The sequence below is a fragment of the Ruegeria sp. HKCCD4315 genome (assembly GCF_013112245.1).
Classification (GTDB): Bacteria; Pseudomonadota; Alphaproteobacteria; order Rhodobacterales; family Rhodobacteraceae; genus Ruegeria.
Map to the genome: position 1 here is coordinate 724,779 of NZ_WVRN01000002.1, position 19,922 is coordinate 744,700.

At 57.6% G+C, this 19,922-nt stretch carries 17 protein-coding genes; all 17 read right to left on the reverse strand.

The features are described from left to right. Positions 1–25 precede the first annotated feature (25 nt). Positions 26–766 carry an Asp/Glu racemase gene (locus tag GS646_RS21090; protein ID WP_171187712.1) on the reverse strand — a complete coding sequence of 247 codons (741 nt, stop codon included), beginning with the start codon at positions 764–766 and terminating at the stop codon, positions 26–28. Further along, positions 763–1,830 (reverse strand): histidinol-phosphate transaminase, encoded by a 1,068-nt coding sequence (locus GS646_RS21095; RefSeq protein WP_171187710.1) that lies wholly within the window; start codon positions 1,828–1,830, stop codon positions 763–765. Before GS646_RS21095 ends, GS646_RS21090 begins: the two co-directional genes overlap by 4 nt. Continuing rightward, positions 1,827–3,479 carry a hydantoinase B/oxoprolinase family protein gene (locus GS646_RS21100; protein ID WP_171187708.1) on the reverse strand — a complete coding sequence of 551 codons (1,653 nt, stop codon included), beginning with the start codon at positions 3,477–3,479 and terminating at the stop codon, positions 1,827–1,829. Before GS646_RS21100 ends, GS646_RS21095 begins: the two co-directional genes overlap by 4 nt. Beyond that, positions 3,476–5,572, reverse strand: a complete 2,097-nt coding sequence (locus tag GS646_RS21105; protein ID WP_171648091.1) for a hydantoinase/oxoprolinase family protein — start codon at positions 5,570–5,572, stop codon at positions 3,476–3,478. The genes GS646_RS21100 and GS646_RS21105 overlap by 4 nt, the downstream gene beginning before the upstream one ends. Positions 5,573–5,794: 222 nt before the next feature. Then, positions 5,795–6,316 (reverse strand): LuxR C-terminal-related transcriptional regulator, encoded by a 522-nt coding sequence (locus tag GS646_RS21110; protein WP_171648089.1) that lies wholly within the window; start codon positions 6,314–6,316, stop codon positions 5,795–5,797. Between the two features lie 56 nt (positions 6,317–6,372). Next, positions 6,373–6,648 (reverse strand): PepSY domain-containing protein, encoded by a 276-nt coding sequence (locus GS646_RS21115; RefSeq protein ID WP_171648087.1) that lies wholly within the window; start codon positions 6,646–6,648, stop codon positions 6,373–6,375. Between the two features lie 132 nt (positions 6,649–6,780). Next, positions 6,781–8,421 carry a N,N-dimethylformamidase beta subunit family domain-containing protein gene (locus tag GS646_RS21120; protein ID WP_171648085.1) on the reverse strand — a complete coding sequence of 547 codons (1,641 nt, stop codon included), beginning with the start codon at positions 8,419–8,421 and terminating at the stop codon, positions 6,781–6,783. A 9-nt stretch (positions 8,422–8,430) separates the two neighbouring features. Continuing rightward, positions 8,431–10,905 carry a CoA transferase gene (locus tag GS646_RS21125; protein WP_171648083.1) on the reverse strand — a complete coding sequence of 825 codons (2,475 nt, stop codon included), beginning with the start codon at positions 10,903–10,905 and terminating at the stop codon, positions 8,431–8,433. Between the two features lie 269 nt (positions 10,906–11,174). Continuing rightward, positions 11,175–11,936, reverse strand: a complete 762-nt coding sequence (locus GS646_RS21130; protein ID WP_171095143.1) for a Phenylacetic acid catabolic protein — start codon at positions 11,934–11,936, stop codon at positions 11,175–11,177. A 13-nt stretch (positions 11,937–11,949) separates the two neighbouring features. Further along, complete coding sequence (locus tag GS646_RS21135; protein ID WP_171648081.1) at positions 11,950–13,023, reverse strand: 2Fe-2S iron-sulfur cluster-binding protein; 1,074 nt, start codon at positions 13,021–13,023, stop codon at positions 11,950–11,952. 13 nt (positions 13,024–13,036) lie between these two features. Beyond that, on the reverse strand, positions 13,037–13,495 hold the full coding sequence (paaD, locus tag GS646_RS21140; protein WP_171648079.1) for a 1,2-phenylacetyl-CoA epoxidase subunit PaaD: 459 nt from the start codon (positions 13,493–13,495) through the stop codon (positions 13,037–13,039). A gap of 6 nt (positions 13,496–13,501) precedes the next feature. Next, complete coding sequence (gene paaC / locus GS646_RS21145; RefSeq protein ID WP_171648077.1) at positions 13,502–14,260, reverse strand: 1,2-phenylacetyl-CoA epoxidase subunit PaaC; 759 nt, start codon at positions 14,258–14,260, stop codon at positions 13,502–13,504. Further along, the gene (paaB, locus tag GS646_RS21150) at positions 14,260–14,544 is read right to left on the reverse strand and encodes a 1,2-phenylacetyl-CoA epoxidase subunit PaaB (protein ID WP_010437865.1); all 285 of its coding nucleotides are present in this window, start codon (positions 14,542–14,544) and stop codon (positions 14,260–14,262) included. The genes paaC and paaB overlap by 1 nt, the downstream gene beginning before the upstream one ends. An 18-nt stretch (positions 14,545–14,562) precedes the next feature. After that, positions 14,563–15,540 (reverse strand): 1,2-phenylacetyl-CoA epoxidase subunit PaaA, encoded by a 978-nt coding sequence (gene paaA, locus GS646_RS21155; RefSeq protein WP_171648075.1) that lies wholly within the window; start codon positions 15,538–15,540, stop codon positions 14,563–14,565. 15 nt (positions 15,541–15,555) lie between these two features. Continuing rightward, positions 15,556–16,758 (reverse strand): 3-oxoadipyl-CoA thiolase, encoded by a 1,203-nt coding sequence (pcaF, locus tag GS646_RS21160; RefSeq protein ID WP_171648073.1) that lies wholly within the window; start codon positions 16,756–16,758, stop codon positions 15,556–15,558. A 221-nt stretch (positions 16,759–16,979) separates the two neighbouring features. Further along, the gene (locus GS646_RS21165; RefSeq protein WP_171648071.1) at positions 16,980–17,795 is read right to left on the reverse strand and encodes a PaaX family transcriptional regulator C-terminal domain-containing protein; all 816 of its coding nucleotides are present in this window, start codon (positions 17,793–17,795) and stop codon (positions 16,980–16,982) included. A 61-nt stretch (positions 17,796–17,856) separates the two neighbouring features. Next, positions 17,857–19,887 carry a phenylacetic acid degradation bifunctional protein PaaZ gene (gene paaZ / locus GS646_RS21170; RefSeq protein WP_171187686.1) on the reverse strand — a complete coding sequence of 677 codons (2,031 nt, stop codon included), beginning with the start codon at positions 19,885–19,887 and terminating at the stop codon, positions 17,857–17,859. Positions 19,888–19,922: the final 35 nt, after the last annotated feature.

Below are 19,922 nucleotides of genomic sequence, written 5' to 3' on the forward strand. Positions count from 1 at the left end.
GCCGGGTTATCAGCCCGGCCTTTGTTTACAACAGATCGAACAAGCGCCCCGGCACGTTTCCTTGTCGGGGCAAGCCCAAAGCCCGCATCAGCGCAAACATCATGGCCTGATTGGACGTCACCACGGGTTTGCCCAGCGTGGCTTCGATCCGGTCTACGGCCTCGACCGCGCGCATGTCGGTACAGCTGAGCACGATGGCTTCGGCTTCTGGATGGTCGGCCTGACAGGCCAGATCGAACACCTCATCCGGGGTTAGTTCACCCTGCCCGTAATTCCCAAGTTCACGACCAATATCTGCGCATTTGACTGTTGTGATCTGGTTCTGTGCCAGAAAATCAACCGCCTGCGTGTTGATCTCGCCCAGATAGGGTGACGAGAACCCCACTTTGGTCACGCCCAAAGCCTTGATCGCATAGATCAATGATCCGGCGGCGGTAAAAGATAGTGCACCGGACCCTGCCTTGATGTCCTGTGCCAATTGCTCATCAAATGACGGGCCGTGTGTCAGGGTGGCGGACGTGCAGCCATAGAGCACCGCATCAGGCCGCACGCCTGCTATCATCTTCAGATCATGGCTGATGTCCGAGGCGCCGAGTCCAGCCATCTGGTCCGAACCTGGGATCTCATCCACATCATATCCACCCATGCGCTGAAAATGCACCGTCGTGTCCGGGCAACGCATCAGCATCATGTCTGCCTCAAGGTTGGTGTTGGTGAACGGCACCAGCACACCGATCTTGGCCCGTGTTCGGGTTTCGTGGGTCATGACGTCACCTCTTTCAAAACGGTCAGGCACCGATCCATTACGGGTTCTTCACAGATGGTGGCGCGCAGACAATCGCCCAGACCATAGCCCCCCATGCCGCGCATCAGTAAACCTTGGGCACGCAGGGCAGCATCTGCCTTTTGCGCCATCTCCACATCCGCAAAACGGATCAACACGAAATTCGTATGGCTGGGCGCGACCGTCAGCCCCAGAGCGCGGCACCCATTGGCGAACTGATCCCGAATAGCAGCGGTTTTGGAAACCGTATCCAGCATATGGTCCTGATCCCGCATCGCTGCGGTCGCCATGGCCTGCGAAGGGATCGAGACATTGTTCGGGTTCAACAGCTTCCGCACCTCACCGGCAATAGCGTCGGGGAACAGACCCCAACCCACGCGCGCGCCCGCCAATCCGTAGGCCTTGGAAAAGGTTCGCATGACCACAGTGTCGCCGCGATCTACCAGCGCGAAGACTTCGTCCGGGTTTTGATCCTGATCGGCGAACTCGGCATAGGCCTGGTCGAACACCAACAACACGTCCGCCGGTAACGCGTTACGCAGGCGGACAATTTCGGCATTCGGGATCAATGTCCCGGTGGGGTTGCCCGGGTTACAGACAAAAGCAATCCGCGTTTGAGGTGTGATAGCGGCCAATATGTCATCAACCGAAACGGTCAAATCCACCTCACGCGCTTTCACGTAGTCGGCCTGCACTTGCGCCGTTGCAGAAGCCACGTAAGCATAGCCATAATCCGTTCCCAGCACCCGGTCGCCCGGCCCGGCGAATGCCCGGATCAGGCATCCGATCAACTCCATAGAGCCCGCACCGCACAGGATATTCCCGGCCGCGACACCATGGGTTTCGGCAATTGCAGCGCGAAGCTCTGGCCAATCGGGATCGGGGTAAAGTGGCATTTGATCCAACGCCGCCTGCCCTGCCGCAACCGCCGCTGGACTGGCTGGAAAGGCGCTTTCGTTTTGGGCCAGAGACACGGTTTCGGGCCCACCCAAATCCGCCAGCGCGTAAGCTGCCATCAGGCGGACATGCTCGACTGCGCGGATCATGACGTCCCTCCATATGCTTTCGCGCCTGCTTCGGTCACGAGACCACGTTTGAGGTCCAGCGCCAGAGCCTTTGGATCCCGTTCTGAAGGATCGCCAAAGCCTCCACCGCCCGGCGTGTCGAAGATCAGGTAATCATCGCCTTCCACTCGCAGTTCTCCTTTGCCGGGAATGTCACCGTTGCCATCGCGGAACCGGATGCGCCCCGGGGCACCGGGCTGGCCGCCCATTCGGCCCAAGGCTGGGAACTTCAGACGCTCGACCGAAAGGAAAACGATGAAAGGCGCGTTGTTGGACGAGGTCATTTCGATCCTTTGTCCCAACCCTCCGCGATATTTACCTGCGCCGCCTGAATCCGGCAGCAGTTCGCGCCGCCACATCACGACTGGTGCGACGCTTTCAGTGATCTCGACCTGCGATCCAAACACGCCCGAGGGGTAGGCGGTTGCAGACAATCCGTCTGCGTGGGGTCGCGCGCCGGTGCCACCATTGTGGACCGGTTCGATCGCAAATTCCCGCCCGCCATTGGCTGCAACTTCGGGCGCGTGGCGCATCGGCAGGTCGAACATACAAGAAGCTCCTTCAGCCGGGACCTGATCCGGCAAGGCTTGATGCAAGCACCCCAGGACCAAATCAGGTGTCACCTGTCCCAACGTATGGCGCATCGCAACCGGCACCGGGCGTTGCGCATTCAGGATGCAGCCCTTGGGGCCATCCACCGTGAACGGCTCCAGCGAGCCTGCATTGTTCGGAATGTCCGGGCCAACGATGCAGCGCAAGGCAAACACCGTATAGGCCGTTGCATAGTTCAACGGGACGTTGATACCTTTTTTCGAACAACCCGATGTGCCGGTAAAATCCACATGCATCCCGTCCTTGGTGACAGTCAGCGTGGCGTGCAACTCCAGCTCATTCTCATATCCGTCCATGCGCAGCACGTTCTTGTAAACGCCTTCTGGCACCTCGGCGATGGCCTCTAGCGCGCCCTTGCGCGAGGTTTCGATGATATAGCTGCCCAACGTGTCCAGATCGTCGATCCCGAACTCTTCCATCATCGCCACCAGACGGTTCACACCGGCTTCGCAACAAGCGATCAGAGCGTAGATGTCGCCTTCGTTGGCAATCGGCTCGCGCGAGTTGGCGCGGATAATGTCCATCAAAAGCGCGTTGGGCGTACCTTCTTCGACCAGTTTACAAGGCGGGATCAAAAGGCCTTCGTCGTAGATGTCTGACCCCTCTGGCCCCATCCCCAGACCACCCAGATCGACCAGATGCGAGGTGCACGATGTAAACCCAACAACTTTGCCATCCTTGAACGCGGGCATCATCAGCAGAAAGTCGTTCAGGTGCCCCGAGGCCAGCCACGGATCATTGGTCATGTAGATGTCGCCGGGTTTCATGTCCTGCAGCGCAAATCGCTCTCGCAAGTGCAGAACAGCTTCGGCCATTGTGTTGATATGGCCGGGCGTGCCGGTCACGGCCTGGGCCAGCATCCGACCATTGACGTCAAAGATACCGGCGGAAATATCGCCACATTCGCGTACAATGGGCGAGAACGCGGCACGGATCAGGGTTTGGCCCTGCTCTTCTACTACGGCCAGCAGGCGGTTCCACATCACTTGCAAACGGGCGGGGGAAAGTTCAGCAGTCATTTTGCGCCTCCTTTCTGGTCCTGGACCAGGACAAGGTTGCCAATGGCATCCATGTGCGCCGAGAAATCGGCAGATACGAGCGTGGTGGTTTGCGGTTCATGGATCAGCGCCGGGCCGCGTACATGGTCACCGGGTTTCAGGTCGGCACGGGCCACAAAGGCCGCGTTTTTCGCAGCACCATCCACATCGCAGGTGATGGGTCGCGTTTCAGTGACGTCAAACGCCGAGAGGTCCGGTGTTTGAGGCACCGGCGGCACAGAACTGTCCGGCGTTGCGACCCGAACCGCCCAATTGAGAATCTCAATCTCCATCCCCGGCACGGGGCGCGAGAATTGCTTTTTGTATTCCTCTTCAAAGGCGGCGGTCAGCGGCGTAATATCGTCGCGCGTCAGGGCACGATCCGGTAGCTGGATCTCGATCTCGTGGCCCTGCCCGTTATATCGCATAAAGGCAGTGCGCTGGCTTTCGGTCGGTGCATCGCCTGCCCCTTTGGCAACAACCTCTTTTGCTTCGGCAATCATTGTATCGAAAAGGGCGTTCACCCCATCCATATCCATACTGTCGAGCAAGGAATAGCGTGAGCGGACGATTTCGAACGACACCGGCGCAAACAGGAAGCCAACCGCCGAACCGACACCCGGATTGGGTGGGATCACGATACGCGACACCCCGGCTGAGCGTGCAACGCGGCTTGCATGCAACGGCCCGTTGCCGCCAAAGGCTATCATCGTGCGCGGCCCCAGATCCTTACCGCTTTCAACGGCATGCATACGCCCGGCGCTGGCCATGCTTTCATCCACGATCCGGCTGACGCCGTCCGCCGATCCGACCGCATCCAAGTCCAGTTTCTCGCCAATCACGCGCTTCAACGCGGCCTTTGAGCCTTCGGGGTCCAGTTGAATATGCCCCTCGGCAAACGTGTCTGGCACGATATAGCCAAGCGTGATGTCGCTGTCGGTCACGGTTGGATCCGTGCCGCCGCGCATGAAGGCCACCGGCCCGGGTTCTGACCCCGCGGATTTGGGGCCAACGGTCAGACGGCCCAGACGGTCAACACCTGCTATCGAGCCACCACCAGCGCCGATTTCAATCATCTCAATCACCGGGATACGCACCGGCATGCCCGAGCCTTTGATGAACCGTGCCGCACGGGCAATTTCAAAGGATCTGGAAGTCTGAGGACGCGCGTTGTCGATCAGGCAAAGCTTGGCTGTGGTGCCACCGACATCAAATGACAGGACCTGATCCAGCCCAGACCGCGCCGCAATCCGTGCAGCCAGAATGGCCCCACCCGCAGGGCCGGATTCAACCAGACGGATTGGAAACCGTGCAGCAGTTTCCACGGTGCACATCCCACCACCCGCAGTCATCATCAAGATCGGACAAGTTACACCCTCGGCCGCGAACTGCTCGACGAACCGGGACAGATAAGATTCCATCAACGGTTGAATGTAGGCGTTTGCGACGGTGGTGCAGAGCCGGTCAAACTCACGCGCTTCGGGACTGACGTCGGACGAGATCGAAACCGTTAAGTCGGGACGGTGTTCAGCCAGAAGATCGCGCAAGCGTTGTTCGTGGGTGGGGTTGGCGTAAGAGTGCATAAGGCAGATCGCCACCGCCTCGGCACCGCTGGCATCGAGCTCGATCAGCAGGTGCTCAATCTGCGCCTCATCCAAATCGATCAGAACCTCGCCTTCGGCCGACATACGTTCGCGGATGACGAAGGATCGTTCACGCGGCACCAGAAGGTCCGGCTTTTCAAGATTAATGTCGTATTGGGAATAGCGCCGCTCGTACCCGATATCGAGAATGTCTCGGAACCCTTCGGTGCAGATCGTTGCCACAACCGCCCCACGCCGTTCAATCAGCGCGTTGGTCGCAAGCGTCGTACCATGAATAAACCCGGTAACTTCCTTTAGCGACCGACCGGTCTGCGTCATGACACGCTGAGCGCCTTCCATAGCGCCTTCGGCTGGGTTTTTATGCGTGGTCAGGGTTTTCGTCGACGCCAGTATCGTCTCATCCCCCGAGACCAGAACTGTGTCGGTAAAGGTGCCACCAATATCGATGGCAAGGCGTAACGCGGTAGTCATTTGGTATTCCGTTGTCGTCTGAAAGCATGCAGGTAGTTCGCCCCGCAGGGCGGCTACCGGCGCGGTGTCACCAGATCACAACCGGTTGCACGGCGGTCCAGACGATTGGGGATACACAAACGAGTCATACCGTTTTTTGGCCCCTTGACCAAAATCCCACTAGCGAGTTTGCGACATTACTGTCCTCAAGCGACACAATCTTGTCCACCTCGCCGATAGACTTCAGGTCATATCCACTTTGTGTGTTTGATGAGAGGGGACAGAGACCAGATCATCCGCAAGCAAGTCATCAACAAAAAGACTTAAAAGTTGCAATCGGCCCGATACTCCGGCCTTTCGGTAAATTGACGCACATTGCGCTTTGATCGTGCCCTGTTTTGTCGCCCGAATTTCAGCGATTTCAGCGATCGCGTATCCTTTTATCGCCAGAATGGCGACGTCCCGTTCGGCCTGAGTCAACGACCATGCCTGGAACCGCGCTTCAAGCACCTCGCCAAACGCGCCAGAGGCGACTTTCATCTGATCCTCAAGCTTGGCCTGACGGCTCAGCATTTTGCGCAGCTCGACCGTGGTGAACGCCAACCCACTAATCAACGCGACGGTGACCAGCAATTCGACAAGATCACTTTCTGCCAGAAAAAAAGTGGAGTTGGGCCAAAAGTCCAAAACAATGTCCAACAGGAAGTAAGCGCTACAGCTAGCCTGCACCGCAAATAAGGACCATAAAACTGTGGCACGTGTCATGATTTTGCTTTCGGTCAGTCCGGGGTGCGTCCGGAGCTGGACACACCCCATTTATATCAGCTGTCGTCCTCGTCGTCTTCCAGCTCAATTTCCAGAACGGCGCCGGTTTCGGGCGAAACTTCGATCTCATAGGTCTTGCCGTCGAGTGACGCATAAACTTCAATCTCGTCCTCTTCGACTTCGAACTTTGTGATGGAATAGCCCTTGGCTTCCAAAGCCGCGCGAATTGCACCCTCAGAGGATCCCAGCACATCATTCACGTTGATTTGCGCCAACGCCAAGCCCGGTGTCGCAAAAGCCGCCAGCACTGCCAGTTTGCCAATTTTGTTCATTTGCATTCCTTTCAAGGATATCAGTCACCGCGAGATTGCGGTTGTCCTGAACTGTGCGGCTTGCTGGCTCAACAAAATTGGACTTTTGGCAGAATTCAACCGGCTTAGGTCAAAGGTTTATGCAGAAAAACGTTAGAGCGGCTGACAGTTTCCAAACCTGTTCAGTACATTGCGCGTGATCTGCTCGACCTGACGATCTTGGCGCACAAGGCCCATCACCCATTCACACGTGCCTGCGGTAAAGACCTCTCCAAGCCCACGTTTCCAATAGATGACCGCCCCGTTGCCCCGGCTGCTGCGATCCAGTGTCTCGTCCGTGCAAACCCCAAACATGCTTTCGGCTTTAAACACCGCATCTGAGCTTCCGATATACAAGGTCTCGCCCCAGATTTCGTGGTCAGGCTCGATATTGGTCGCCAGACCAAGTGCAAGGATCTGTACGCCCAAATCCGCGCCATCCAAGCCGGTGGGAAAGGGCAGCCCGTCATCCATTCTGTAATCCAGCCCATCGACTTCATACCCGAAGATACGCGCACCTGCGCCCAATTGGTCGCCGTATCCCAGTTGTGCGCCTTCAAACGCCCAGTGGTCGGGTCGATAGACCGTAAATCCGCCACTTCCCTGCCCGACACATCGGCCCAGACCTGCATAGACGCCCTTCAAGCCGTTAACCCCAAAGGTCCGGGCACCAGGCCAGTTAGCGGGAAAGACCTCCCACGCCGATGTCACGAGATGTTCGCGGTCGCTCGCCACCAAAGGGTCAAGATCTGCGGTGTATTTATAGCAAACCTGGGTTCGGCCCTGATCTTCGATCCGGGTTTGCCACAGGAAGTTTCCAGCAAATCGGGCGACACGCCCGCCACCTTCCGTAAAGCTGTCGACAGCGTGGCGCATATTGGCTGACCAATATTCGTCGTGGCCCACAAAAACAGCGCATTGATAGTCCTTCAACAGGTCCGGGTCAGCCTCAAGATCATGCTGGGTCGCGAAATCGAACTCGTACCCTTCCGCTTCGGCCCAGCGCGCAAAATGACGCTCGTAGCTGGCCCATCCCGCCGAGGCGTATTTCTTGGAATATCCATAGGAATAGGCCCATTCCATATAGGGGTAGCGCACCATATCTCCTGGTTTATGCGGTGTATCCGGCACAGCACGCGGGGCACCTACAGGAAGCTTACAAAATCCCCGTGACCACGGCCGTTGTGTCGACACCACCGGAGAGAACGACTTGCCCTCGGGTCCGGTGATGCCTTCGTAGTGATTGGACCCTCCCCAGCAATTGTAGGCCAGCCATGTCCCAGTGGCGCAGATCAGTACAAAAGGTGCTGCTGGTTTTTCAGGCGCGCGCCGCAGCAGGAACAAGTGATGCTCTTCCACCCGATCCCCATCTTGTTCCGCACGCAATGTCACCAGGTAGCCGCCTTCACGCCAGTCGTCCGGTATCCTGAACTCGTAAGTCACCTCCCACCCGCATCCGGTGACCGAGCAATCTTTGGGCGTCCTCTGATGCACACCTTTCAAGCCGCTCTCGCGATGCATCACCTCGTAAGTTGCACCATCGCGCCCGATCTCCAGATCCCACTCCCGAGCGGTGGTAGAAACGCGCAGAGCCAACAGTTCGCCCGGCGCATAAGTCATACGCTCTGTGTACCCCCATATCTCAAGAACCGACGCGTCACGGGACGGCCCGATGTAGTAGTGGTCGAGAATATGTCGCGCCTTGGCGCGGGTTCTTGGGGTGATGGCAGGGCCTTGGTCCTCAGAACGCGTCATGGGTTGGTGTCACTCCGGCAGGTAGCGGTCTGACCAGCTTTCACCTGCCGAACCGCTGGCGATCATTGCGTCAATTTCCGCGTCAGAAAACCCGACTTCGCTCAGGATTGATCGTGTGTCCGCGCCGTACTTTGGCATCGGTCCGGGGATTACGATCCTAGCTCGTTCAGGCCGAACTGCGTTCGGAGCAACAAGATCACACCAACGACCCATAGGGTGCAAATCATGCCGGATGACGCTGAACGTATTCTGCGTCAGATCAACCTGACCAGAGCTTTCGAGATGCAAAACAGCATCACGTGTGTCGTGCAGCGAACCCAGCGGCACAACAGTTGAAGACGTGCCCGTGAAAGCTTGTTGCCAAAATGCGGCGGGTTGCGTGGCAATCCGATCTGCCAGGGCTTTGGCCATCTGCGGTTCCGGCATGTCAGCAATATCTGCCAGTTCGTCAACGTGGCGCAAGGCGTCTCGTTGATCTTTTGGTGCCGCGAAGAAAAGCCAACCGTCAGCGGCACGGTAACAGTGGTAATACGGGCCCCATCCCAACGCCGAACGCCCTGCGGGTTCGTCAAAATGGGCGCGGGTTTCAAAATCATACATCAGCTGTGCTTGAATGAGGTTCCCTGCCCCAGCCAGCGCCGCTCGCGCGATTCCGCCTTTGCCGGTTTTCTGCAGCCTCAGAAGTGCCGCGCCCAGCGCAACACAGGCGCAATATCCGGTCAGAACGTCGATCGTGCCGAAATGCGCGTGTTCTTCCGGTGTCTCCATCCCTCCGCCAAAGCGCACCATCACCCCGGTCGCGGCTTGTGCCAGATCATCATAGCCCAAATGGTCCGATTTGGGGCCGCGTGCAGGACCCCCGAAAGCATCCAGTTGAACCAAAATGAGCCGTGGGTTGATCGCGGCCAGCTGCTCTGGGCCAAGGCCCAAGGCGTCGCGCTGTTCGTCCGTGCCGTTCATCGTAATGACGTCTGACGCTTCGATGAGCCGCCGCAAAGCGCGCTGTCCCTGCTCTGAACCGAGGTTCAGCAACACGCTGCGTTTGCCACGATGGGCGTGTAAACCAAATACAACCGTGTTCCACGGATCGACCGAAGGTTCTGCCGGCTGAACCGAGGTAACCTGAGCCCCGTAGCGCGTCAGCGTAGAGCCTATGGTTGGACCAGCGATGACATTGGTCAGGTCCAGGACTCTAAGCCCCTCGAGCCAGCAGCTTTCTTCCACACCCGCCACCCCGTTGCGCGGTGACTCGGCCAGGATAGCGGAAATGGGCGCATTGTCCGGGTCCGGTCCCGGCTGTTTGCCAAGCGCCCCGGCGTCATCGGCAAGCCAAGCCACATTGCCCATCTGTTTCATGTCGCCGTGACGCGGGTCTTGCACCTCAACCACCAGTCCCGAAGCCAAAGCGTGCGGATCTGCCAGCCATTCCCCGGTGAACCGCTGCGCCGTAGCAGGAGCTTTGGCGGCACCGAACAAGGCTTCCCATTCATGAGAAGGCTTGGTTCGAAACGCCTGTTTCATTGCAGCAGATACCCGTGCCCGGTCTCTGGCGCCGACCGGGTAATTTCGCAAAGACCATTCATCAGGCCAGTCTGTTGTGTCCAAGTAAGCATCAAAATCCGGCAATTCGTCTGCCAACGCCCCTAGACCCAGAACCTCCAGCACGCGCCGGGGATGCGTTTTCACACTGCCTGCGACCACATAAAATCCTCGGCCATCAGCGCAGGTATAGGTTCGGTAGAATGGATCCAGAAACTCTTCCAGTTCTGCAAAGCTCAGGTCCATTGGCAGACCTTCGGCCGTGCGTCGGTCCAGCTCCACCTCTCGAGGGGATTTGTAGCGTTCGGGATAATCCTCAATCTGCTCGCAATTATAAACCAACCCTTCCAGCAAGGCCGAGGCCAAAGGGACTTCGATGTGATCCCCCCCATTCCGGTCGCGCGCTGTCAAGGCAAATTGCACCGCCATTGCCCCAAAGGCTGCTCCGTAAGCCGATGCCAGGGTGAGCGGCGTAAAGGACGGGTTGATCCCCATCAAACGCCGGTTCAACCCCATATCCGTAAACTGCCCTGTGCGCGCAGCGATCACCGCCTCCCACGCTGGTAAATTCGCAAGAGCCGGGTCGTTCGACGCGAACCCCGGCAATGAGACAGATACGATGCGCGGATTGATATCACGCAGCGCCTGAGGGCCAAGTCCCAAGCGGCTCATCACGCCGGGGCGGAAGTTTTCGATCACGACGTCGGCTCTTGCCACCAGATCGCGCGCTAATTTCAAACCCTCATCCGACTTGAGGTCGATGGTAATGGCCGACTTGCCCCGCGACAGCATGTCGGTGGCCGGATCCTTTAAGCGCGGTCCGCCGGGCGGATCGATACGGATCACCTCGGCCCCCATGTCGGCCAGCATCATGCCAACCAAAGGACCAGCCAGATACTGGCCAAAGTCGAGAACGCGGATATGGTCGAGAGGTCTTGATGTCATGCGCGGCACTTTTGTTTCAGGCTGATATGAGAAAACACACCGCAGGAAGACAGAGGCACATCTGAGTGATCAGGGTTTGGTTGCACCGCATTGTGTCCTCCCAAGCGCGTTAGCACCATCTTGGGCGCGAATGAGCGGAGGAGGTTGTTTGAATCGACCAGCCAATGTCGCAATTTGACCGCTTTAATCGCAGCAAAAAGGTCTTTGGTGCAGCGCGGCGCTTGGAAGAGCCTTTCATTGCAGAAAGGCGAAACGGGGAAATTAGGAAGTTATTCGGGTGTGGTCAGACCCAACTGCCCAAGAGCGGCCTGTGCCGATTGGCTCCAACGTTCTTTCAAAGCGCTGTTTCGGTTGTGACGCAAACCGATTGAAGTCAGGAAAGCGAACCGTTTCGGATCATCTCCACCAAAGGACAGCGCGACGCGGGGCCACCAATAGTCCACGGCATGTTGCATCTGCTCTGTTTCTCCGCCTTCTGCCAGCTTCACTGCGCCTTCTAGGGCAAGTGCGCCATGATGTGCTTCGACAGGGGCGATCTGTCGGAAGGCTTCAGCCAGCGGTTGGTAAGAAACCGTCGAAAACTCAGCCAGTTGTTCGGCCACCGCGCGGCTCATCAACAGGTTCATGATCACAGCGTCGGTCCAGCCCGAGATCGGATAATTGAACACAGCAAGGCGCATGTCATGTGCGCTGCGCGTTGCGCCGATATCGTCATCGCGATCCAGTCGCGCGGTCCATGGATGGTGCGTGGCGTATCGTTCGGTATCTGCGCCAAACTCGCCCATTATTTTAAGAACGCGATCTGCATGATCGGTTTTCTCAAGCACTATTTTTGCTGCCGCGATCCGTTCCTTGATGCCCGGCCCCTGATTGATGATATCCGCAAAACCCGCGGCGCCAGCCAATTCGCTGTCCACAAAGGTGGCCATCAGCTTCATCAATTCGGCGCGGTAGCGTGGTGGCACGTTTGTCGGATTGGTCAGAACTCCGCCTGCGGCCAGATAGCTGTCGAGTGTCATGGCTTCGGTCATTGATCCTCTCCCTTTACTGGTCGTAGTCCACGACCACACGGTCGGTCACCGGATAAGCCTGACAGCTCAGCACATAGCCTTTTTCGACCTCGTAATCCTCGAGCGCGTGATTGGCGAGCATTTCGACTTCGCCTTCCAGAATGCGACAGCGACAGGTGGAACAAACCCCGGCCTTGCACGCGTATGGCGCGTCCATAGCGTTTTCCAAGGCTGCGTCCAAAATGGATTGATCCTTGGGCAGGGTTACTGTCTGGGTCGAGCCGTCCAGAGTGATTGAAGCGCTAGTCTGGTTCGCCTGCGTGCCCGCCTCTGCTGCATTTGTCTTGCGCTTGGCCCGCCCAGGTTGGGCGCTGGCAAATAGCTCGAACTTGATCTGGCTGTCCTCAAGCCCGTGATCTCGCAGAGCAGCCGCGATCCCCAGCATCATTGGCTCTGGTCCACAAATAAAGGCCGTATCCACGTTTTTGATGTTGATCCAGTGTTCGAACAGCTCGCCGCATTTTTCCTGCGTCACAAGCCCCGTGAACAAGTCGATCTCCTGCGCGTCGGTCTCAAGAATATGGATCACGTTCAGGCGACCCATATAGAGGTTTTTCAGGTCCTCCAGCTCCTCTCGGAACATGATCGTGTTGATGCCTTTGTTGGCGTAGATCAGCGTGAAGCGGGACTTGGGTTCACGCGCCAGCGTTGTTTTCAGGATCGAAAGGACGGGTGTAATCCCCGATCCGCCAGCAAAGCCGAGGTATTGTTTTTCCGCGTCCGCTTCGATTGGCACATGAAAGCTGCCCATTGGCGGCATCGCTTGAACAACGTCACCAACGCTCAACTCTACATTGGCCCAGCTTGAGAAAGCGCCCCCTTCGACGCGTTTGATGCCAACTTGAAGAACGCCGTCATCCTTTCCCGCGCAGATCGAATACGAGCGGCGCAGTTCTTCGCCTTCAAAATCGCGCCGGAAGGTCAGGTATTGACCCGCAGTGAAATCGAACTGTTCCGCTGCGCCATTCACAGGCTCAAGCGTCACAACAACCGCATCGCGGATGGTTTTGTGGATGTCGGTGACTTTCAGGTCATGAAAACGTGCCATCCGGTGCTCCTCCTCAGATGCACTTGAAATAGTCAAAAGGTTCCAGGCAGTCAGTGCAGCGCCAGTGGGCCTTGCATGGGGTCGAGCCGAACTGGCTGACTTTTTCAACAGCCTTGCTGTCGCAATGCGGGCACCGTTCTGGCCCGCCCGCCGGTTGCGGTGGCGCAATGCCATAGTCTTCCAGCTTGGCGCGGCCTTTTTCACTTAGCCAATCGGTGGTCCAGGCGGGCGAAATGCTGGTTTCGATCCTCACTTCGCTGATCCCATGGTCTCGCAGCGCGGTTTCGATATCCATGCTGATGACGGAAGTCGCCGGACAGCCTGAGTACGTTGGTGTGACGGTCACAACCAACGTTCCGGCGTCCCAATGCACACCGCGAACGATTCCCAGATCCACGACCGAGATCACCGGTATCTCGGGATCGGGAACAGCATCCAACCAACTCCAGATCTGATCAGTCGAGGATTGCATCCGCTCTCACCACTTGGCTCCGGGATAGGCGCGTTGCAGCCATTGCATCTGCGTCAGCAGATGACCCAGATGCTCGGTATGCATGCGCCCGTCACGCCCGCCCTTATGGGCAAACTGGCTTTCTGAAATGCTCAGTGTTGCCTGGGTCAGGATCCTTCCGATCAAAGCGTCATATTCTTCTCGCAAGTCAGTCGGATTGGGTGCGATACCTGCGGCGACCATCTGGGCGTCGACTTCATCGCTTGCGAACATCTCACCGACATAGGGCCACAAATAATCGAGAGCTTCCTGCATACGGGCATGGCTTTCCTCTGTCCCGTCGCCCAGCCCCACTACGGTGTCGCCCGAGCGTTCGAGGTGATAGGCAACCTCTTTGCTGGCTTTGGCAGCAATTGCAGCGACACGTTCGTCCGAGGATGCCATCAAGCGCCCCAGCATGATCGAATGCCAGGCGTCGAACAGGAACTGGCGCATCAATGTGCGGCCGAAATCTCCATTCGGAACCTCGACCAGCAGTATATTGCGGAAATCCCAGGCGTCGCGCAGAAAGGCCAGATCATCGGCGGATTTGCCACCTTCTATCTCACCCGCAAGACCAAGCCACATCTGGGTCTGACCGATCAGGTCCAGCGCTGTGTTGGCTAGCGCTATGTCTTCCTCCAGAACCGGCGCGTGGCCGCACCACTCGCTGACGCGATGACCGAGGATCAGAGTGTTGTCTCCCATCCGCAGCAGGAATTGCAGGAATGCTTCATCCCGGGTCATCACATCGCCCCCACTTCATCGGGGATGTCAAAGAAAGTCGGGTGACGATACACCTTGCTTTCGCTGGGTTCGTACAGCGGGCCTTTATCACTGGGCGATGAGGCCGAGATGTTGTTTGCCTCGACAACCCAGATCGAAACGCCTTCGTTACGGCGCGTATAGACGTCACGCGCATTCTTGATTGCCATTTCGGCATCCGGGGCGTGCAGCGATCCAACATGTCGGTGGCTCATACCGTGTTGGCCACGGATAAAGATTTCCCACAGGGGCCATTCGTTGTTCATCGGGTTTCCTCCTTGGGTTCACTCTGCTGCCAGATTGCCGGATTGCTTCTTGCGGGCGTGCGCCAACAGACCGTCCCGCACCCATTTCCCGTCATCCCAGGCCTTGTTGCGTGCAGCCAGACGATCCACGTTGCACGGGCCATTGCCCTTGATCACGTCGAAGAATTCCGACCAGTCAGGTTCTGAGAAATCATAGTGCCCACGTTCTTCGTTCCATTGCAGGTCTGGGTCGGGGATGGTCAGGCCCAAATACTCGGCCTGCGGCACGGTCTGGTCGACAAACTTTTGACGCAGCTCATCATTTGTATTGATCTTGATTTTCCACGCCATCGACTGGGCAGAATGAACCGAGTCCTTGTCGGATGGGCCGAACATCATCAGTGACGGATACCAGAAGCGGTTCATCGCATCCTGAGCCATCTTGCGCTGCTCGGGCGTGCCTTCGGCCATTTTGCGGATCGCGTCGTAACCTTGCCGCTGATGGAAGCTCTCTTCCTTGCAGATACGGATCATTGCGCGTGAATAAGGCCCGTAAGACGTGCGTTGCAGCGGCACTTGATTCATGATCGCCGCACCGTCAACCAGCCATCCAACAGCACCAATATCGGCCCAGTTCAACGTCGGATAGTTGAAGATCGACGAGTATTTCATACGCCCATCAAGCAGCATCTCGGTGATCTCGTCCCGGCTGACACCCAGCGTCTCAGCTGCGCAGTAGAGGTAAAGCCCGTGCCCGGCTTCATCCTGCACCTTGGCCAACAAGATCGCCTTGCGCTCCAGTGTCGGCGCGCGGGTAATCCAGTTGCCTTCGGGCAATTGCCCCACGATCTCAGAGTGCGCATGCTGACCGATCTGACGGATCAGGGTCTTACGATAAGCCTGAGGCATCCAGTCCTTGGGCTCGATCTTGATATCGGCATCAATCCGCGCCTGAAACTCTGCCAGTTTCTCCGGATCTTCGTTTGATGCTTCGGATTTAACCATCTGAGCATACATGTCCCGTCTCCTCCGTTACACGCGTTCAAGAATGAGGGCCGCGCCCTGCCCGACGCCCACACACATGGTGCAGAGCGCATAGCGACCCCCGGTTCGCTTCAATTGATAGGCTGCAGTCAGCACCAGACGCGCGCCGCTCATGCCCAGCGGGTGGCCCAAAGCGATGGCCCCGCCATTGGGGTTTACGTGGGGCGCATCGTCCGGCAGGCCCAACTCGCGCAATGTTGCCAAACCCTGAGAGGCAAATGCCTCATTCAATTCGATCACATCCATCTGTTCGATGCTCAGACCTGCACGGGCCAGAACTTTGCGGCTGGCAGGCACCGGGCCGATGCCCATCACACGCGGTGCAACACCCGCAACCGACATCCCCACCACACGGGCCATAGGGGTCAGACCGTTCTTGGCCGCTGCCGCCTCATTCGCCATCAGAATGGCTGCCGCGCCATCATTTACACCCGAAGCATTGCCTGCTGTGACGGTCTTTTCCGGTCCGTTCACCCCTTTGAGACCCGACAGCTTTTCTGCTGTGGTTCCCGGACGCGGGTGTTCATCCGTATCCACGATGATAGGGTCGCCCTTTCGCTGTGGCACCGAAACCGGAGTGATTTCATCGCCGAAAACACCCGCCGCATGAGCGGCCGCCCACCGGGCCTGGCTGCGCGCAGCAAAGGCATCCTGATCTTCACGACTGATACCATAGTCTTCGGCCACGTTGTCGGCAGTCTGCGGCATGGAATCCACGCCGTAGTCCTGTTTCATCTTCGGGTTCACGAAACGCCATCCGATCGTGGTGTCGTACACTGCGTTGTTGCGAGTGAACGCCGAAGTTGCCTTAGGCATCACAAACGGTGCGCGGGACATGCTTTCCACGCCCCCCGCAATGGCCAGATCGTAATCGCCTGCCTTGACGCCACGGGCTACCATTCCAACGGCATCCATACCGCTGGCGCAAAGGCGGTTCACCGTTGTGCCCGGAACGTCGATTGGCAGCCCGGCCAACAAGGCCGCCATGCGTGCAACGTTCCTGTTGCTCTCTCCGGCCTGATTGGCATCGCCATAGATCACATCGTCGACGCTGGCCCAATCGACCTGAGGGTTGCGTTCTTTCAACGCCGCCAATGGCAAAGCCGCAAGATCATCCGTGCGAACGGAAGACAGCGCTCCGCCATACCGCCCAATCGGTGTACGCGTCGCGTCGCAAATGAATGCGTCCATGCCTGAGGTCTCCTGTTCGCGTCAGTATTCATTAACCGTCTGGTCGGTTTTTATAAAAGCAACCGATTCGAGGCAAGCTTTATGTTACCTTTATTTGATCTCTTTCACCATTTTTGTAACATAAAAGATCAGAACTTTATCGTTGCGATATTTGGGGCCGATTAGGGCGGTGATCCCAACAACATTAAGCTGACCGCGCGACACTCACGTCCCGCTCGGAATCAATCCCCCAATACGGCTTCCAGTGACGCAAGGCTCGGGCGAGGCAACCTGTCTAACAGCTGCGCCACGGACTGTCGGCACTCCGCACCTTTCCAGTCTTCTGGCAGAAAGGCAGGTGGCAAAGGGGGATGGCGCAGGATTAGCCGCCGCCACCCATGAACGATCAGAACACGCAGAACGGCAGTTTGCATGGGGTCGCCCATCCCTTTGGTCGGCAAATGCTGTTCGACGAACTGAAGTGTGGTCCAGAACTGACTGTAAGCATCTTTCAGAGGTTCAGGTCCACATAGATCCCGCATCCAATCGGGCACTGATATGGCACTGCTTTCAATCCCCAAAAGGTCTTCCAGCCCATCAGGGACCGGGCCCGGCGCCATGGCCATAGAGGCATTGACAGAGATATAATCCCCAATGAGCATCAGATCTGACAGTTCTTTGCGGGAACTTTCAGAACTGCTGGCGATCAGCACATGCCAGATGTCGGGCTTTTCGGTCTCACGGGAATAAATACGCGGCGCGGCGGCGGCACTTTGGCTGCGACCAAAATCCGTCAAGCGGTGCACGCTGTTGCGCCCCACCCGCGTACTTTCGATCCAACCTTCTTTCCGCAGCCGATGTAGTGCAACACGCGTCGCCTCAGACTTGATTCCGGCCAGACTGGTGAGCGCCGTGATCAAGCTGCCGCTGACCTGGTCCGATCCGCTGGGCGCCAAATCTCCAAATATCGTAACCAGCACTGACCACACCCGCTGTGTGCCGGTGTTGGTCAGTTGACTGACACAGGTTTCGAACCAATCAGGGCTGATGTCTTTCATACACGAAGTATAATCGGGCCGAAGGGAATTACCATCCGGCCCATCGCACGCATGCAAGTAGCTAGTAAGCAACCATCGTCAACAGCTCATATTCTGCGACCTGTTCGTCATCTTGCTGGGTTAGCGTGACGTGCCAACGAACTTCGCCATATTCATCATTGCGTTTGGTTTTGGCCTTGACCGTCAGGCGAACTTTGATGCTGTCACCGGCTTCAACCGGCTTCATAAAGCGTAACCCATCAAGGCCCGTGTTGGCCAGCACCGGCCCTTCATTTGGTTCGACGAACAATCCAGCGGCAAATGACAGCAACAAGTAGCCATGGGCGACGCGCCCCGGAAAGAATGGGTTCCGTTCCGCCGCGGCCTGATCCATGTGGGCGTAGAAGGTATCTCCTGTGAAAGTGGCGAAGTGTTCAATGTCTTCCATGGTGATGGTGCGGGGTTCCGTGTGAATCGTCTCGCCAATCGCAAGGTCATGAAACCGCCGCGTGAACGGGTGGGCTGGGCCTTTGACCTCGGTCGCGCCGGGCACCCATCTTTTTCCAATCGCGGTCAACAGATCAGGTGAACCCTGAATGGCTGTCCTTTGCATATAGTGTTTAACACCACGCACGCCGCCCATCTCTTCGCCGCCGCCGGCGCGCCCGGGGCCACCATGCACCATATGAGGCAAAGGTGAACCGTGACCGGTGGATTCTTTCATCGAGTCACGGTTGTTGAAGTACAAACGCCCATGATAGGCCCCTGCCCCAATGGCGACCTGACGCGCCACGTCAGGATCATGCGTGATGACCGACGCCACCAAGGATCCCTGTCCTCGGTTTGCCAGTTCAATCGCATGGTCGAGATCGCGATAGCCCATGACCGTGCTGACCGGACCAAAAGCTTCGGTATCGTGCACACGCTGCGCCGCGTCAGGGTTGGCACAATGGTAAAGCATGGGCGGCAGGAACGCCCCTTTTTCGGGATCTGCTCCATCGACCTCAAAATCATCCGGGTTGCCAAAGACACGCTCGGCCTCTTGGCCAATGATCGCCGCCTTTTCCAGAACGTCACGTTTCTGACCATTCGAGACCAATGCGCCCATGCGGGTGGTTTCTAGCCTTGGGTCGCCGATAACGGTCTTGGCCAGCCGTGCGGACAACGCCTCTATCACGGCTTGCACCTGCGCCTCTGGCGCGATGATCCGACGGATTGCGGTACATTTCTGACCAGCCTTCGCCGTCATCTCGCGCTGGACCTCTTTGACGAAAAGGTCAAACTCGGGTGTACCCGGTACGGCATCAGGGCCAAGAATCGAACAGTTCAGGCTGTCCTGTTCGGCGACGAACCGTACAGAGTTTTCAAGGATCACGGGGTTGGATCGCAATTTCAACGCCGTATCTGCCGAGCCGGTAAAGCTGACCACATCCTGCAGGGTCAAACGGTCCAGCATGTCGCCCAAACCGCCCGACACCAACTGAAGCGCCCCGGCGGGCAAAATACCGGATTCCAACATCAACCGCACACACAGCTCGGTCACGTAGCAAGAATTCGTCGCCGGTTTAACGATGGCAGGAACACCTGCCAACAGAGTTGGCGCCAGTTTCTCCAACATACCCCAGACCGGAAAGTTAAACGCATTTATGTGAACCGCCACGCCGTGCAACGGGGTGCAGATGTGTTGGCCCAAAAACGTCCCGTTGCGCGATAGTTGCTCAACATCACCGTCCAGATAGACATGACCATCCGGCATTTCCCGGCGTCCTTTCGAGGCAAAGACAAACATCGTGCCAATGCCGCCGTCGATGTCGATCATATGGTCCGACTGCGTCGCGCCTGTGTTGAAAGACAGATCATAGAGCGCCTGCTTGTGCTGGCCCAGATGCAACGACACCGCCTTGAGCATTTTGGCCCGCTCATGAAAGGTCATCTTGCGTAGGGCCGGCCCGCCGACGTCGCGCGCATAGTCCAGCATTCCTTGCACATTCAGTGCCGCGTTGCCTGCGGTTGCAATGACCTCGCCCGTTACGGCGCTGGCAATAGTGCGCGCCCCGGCACCAGGCGGCACCCATGCACCGGCGACAAAGCTGGATATCTGTTGGATGGTCATGAGCGTCTCCTCATCAGTGTCTGGATCCTCACATC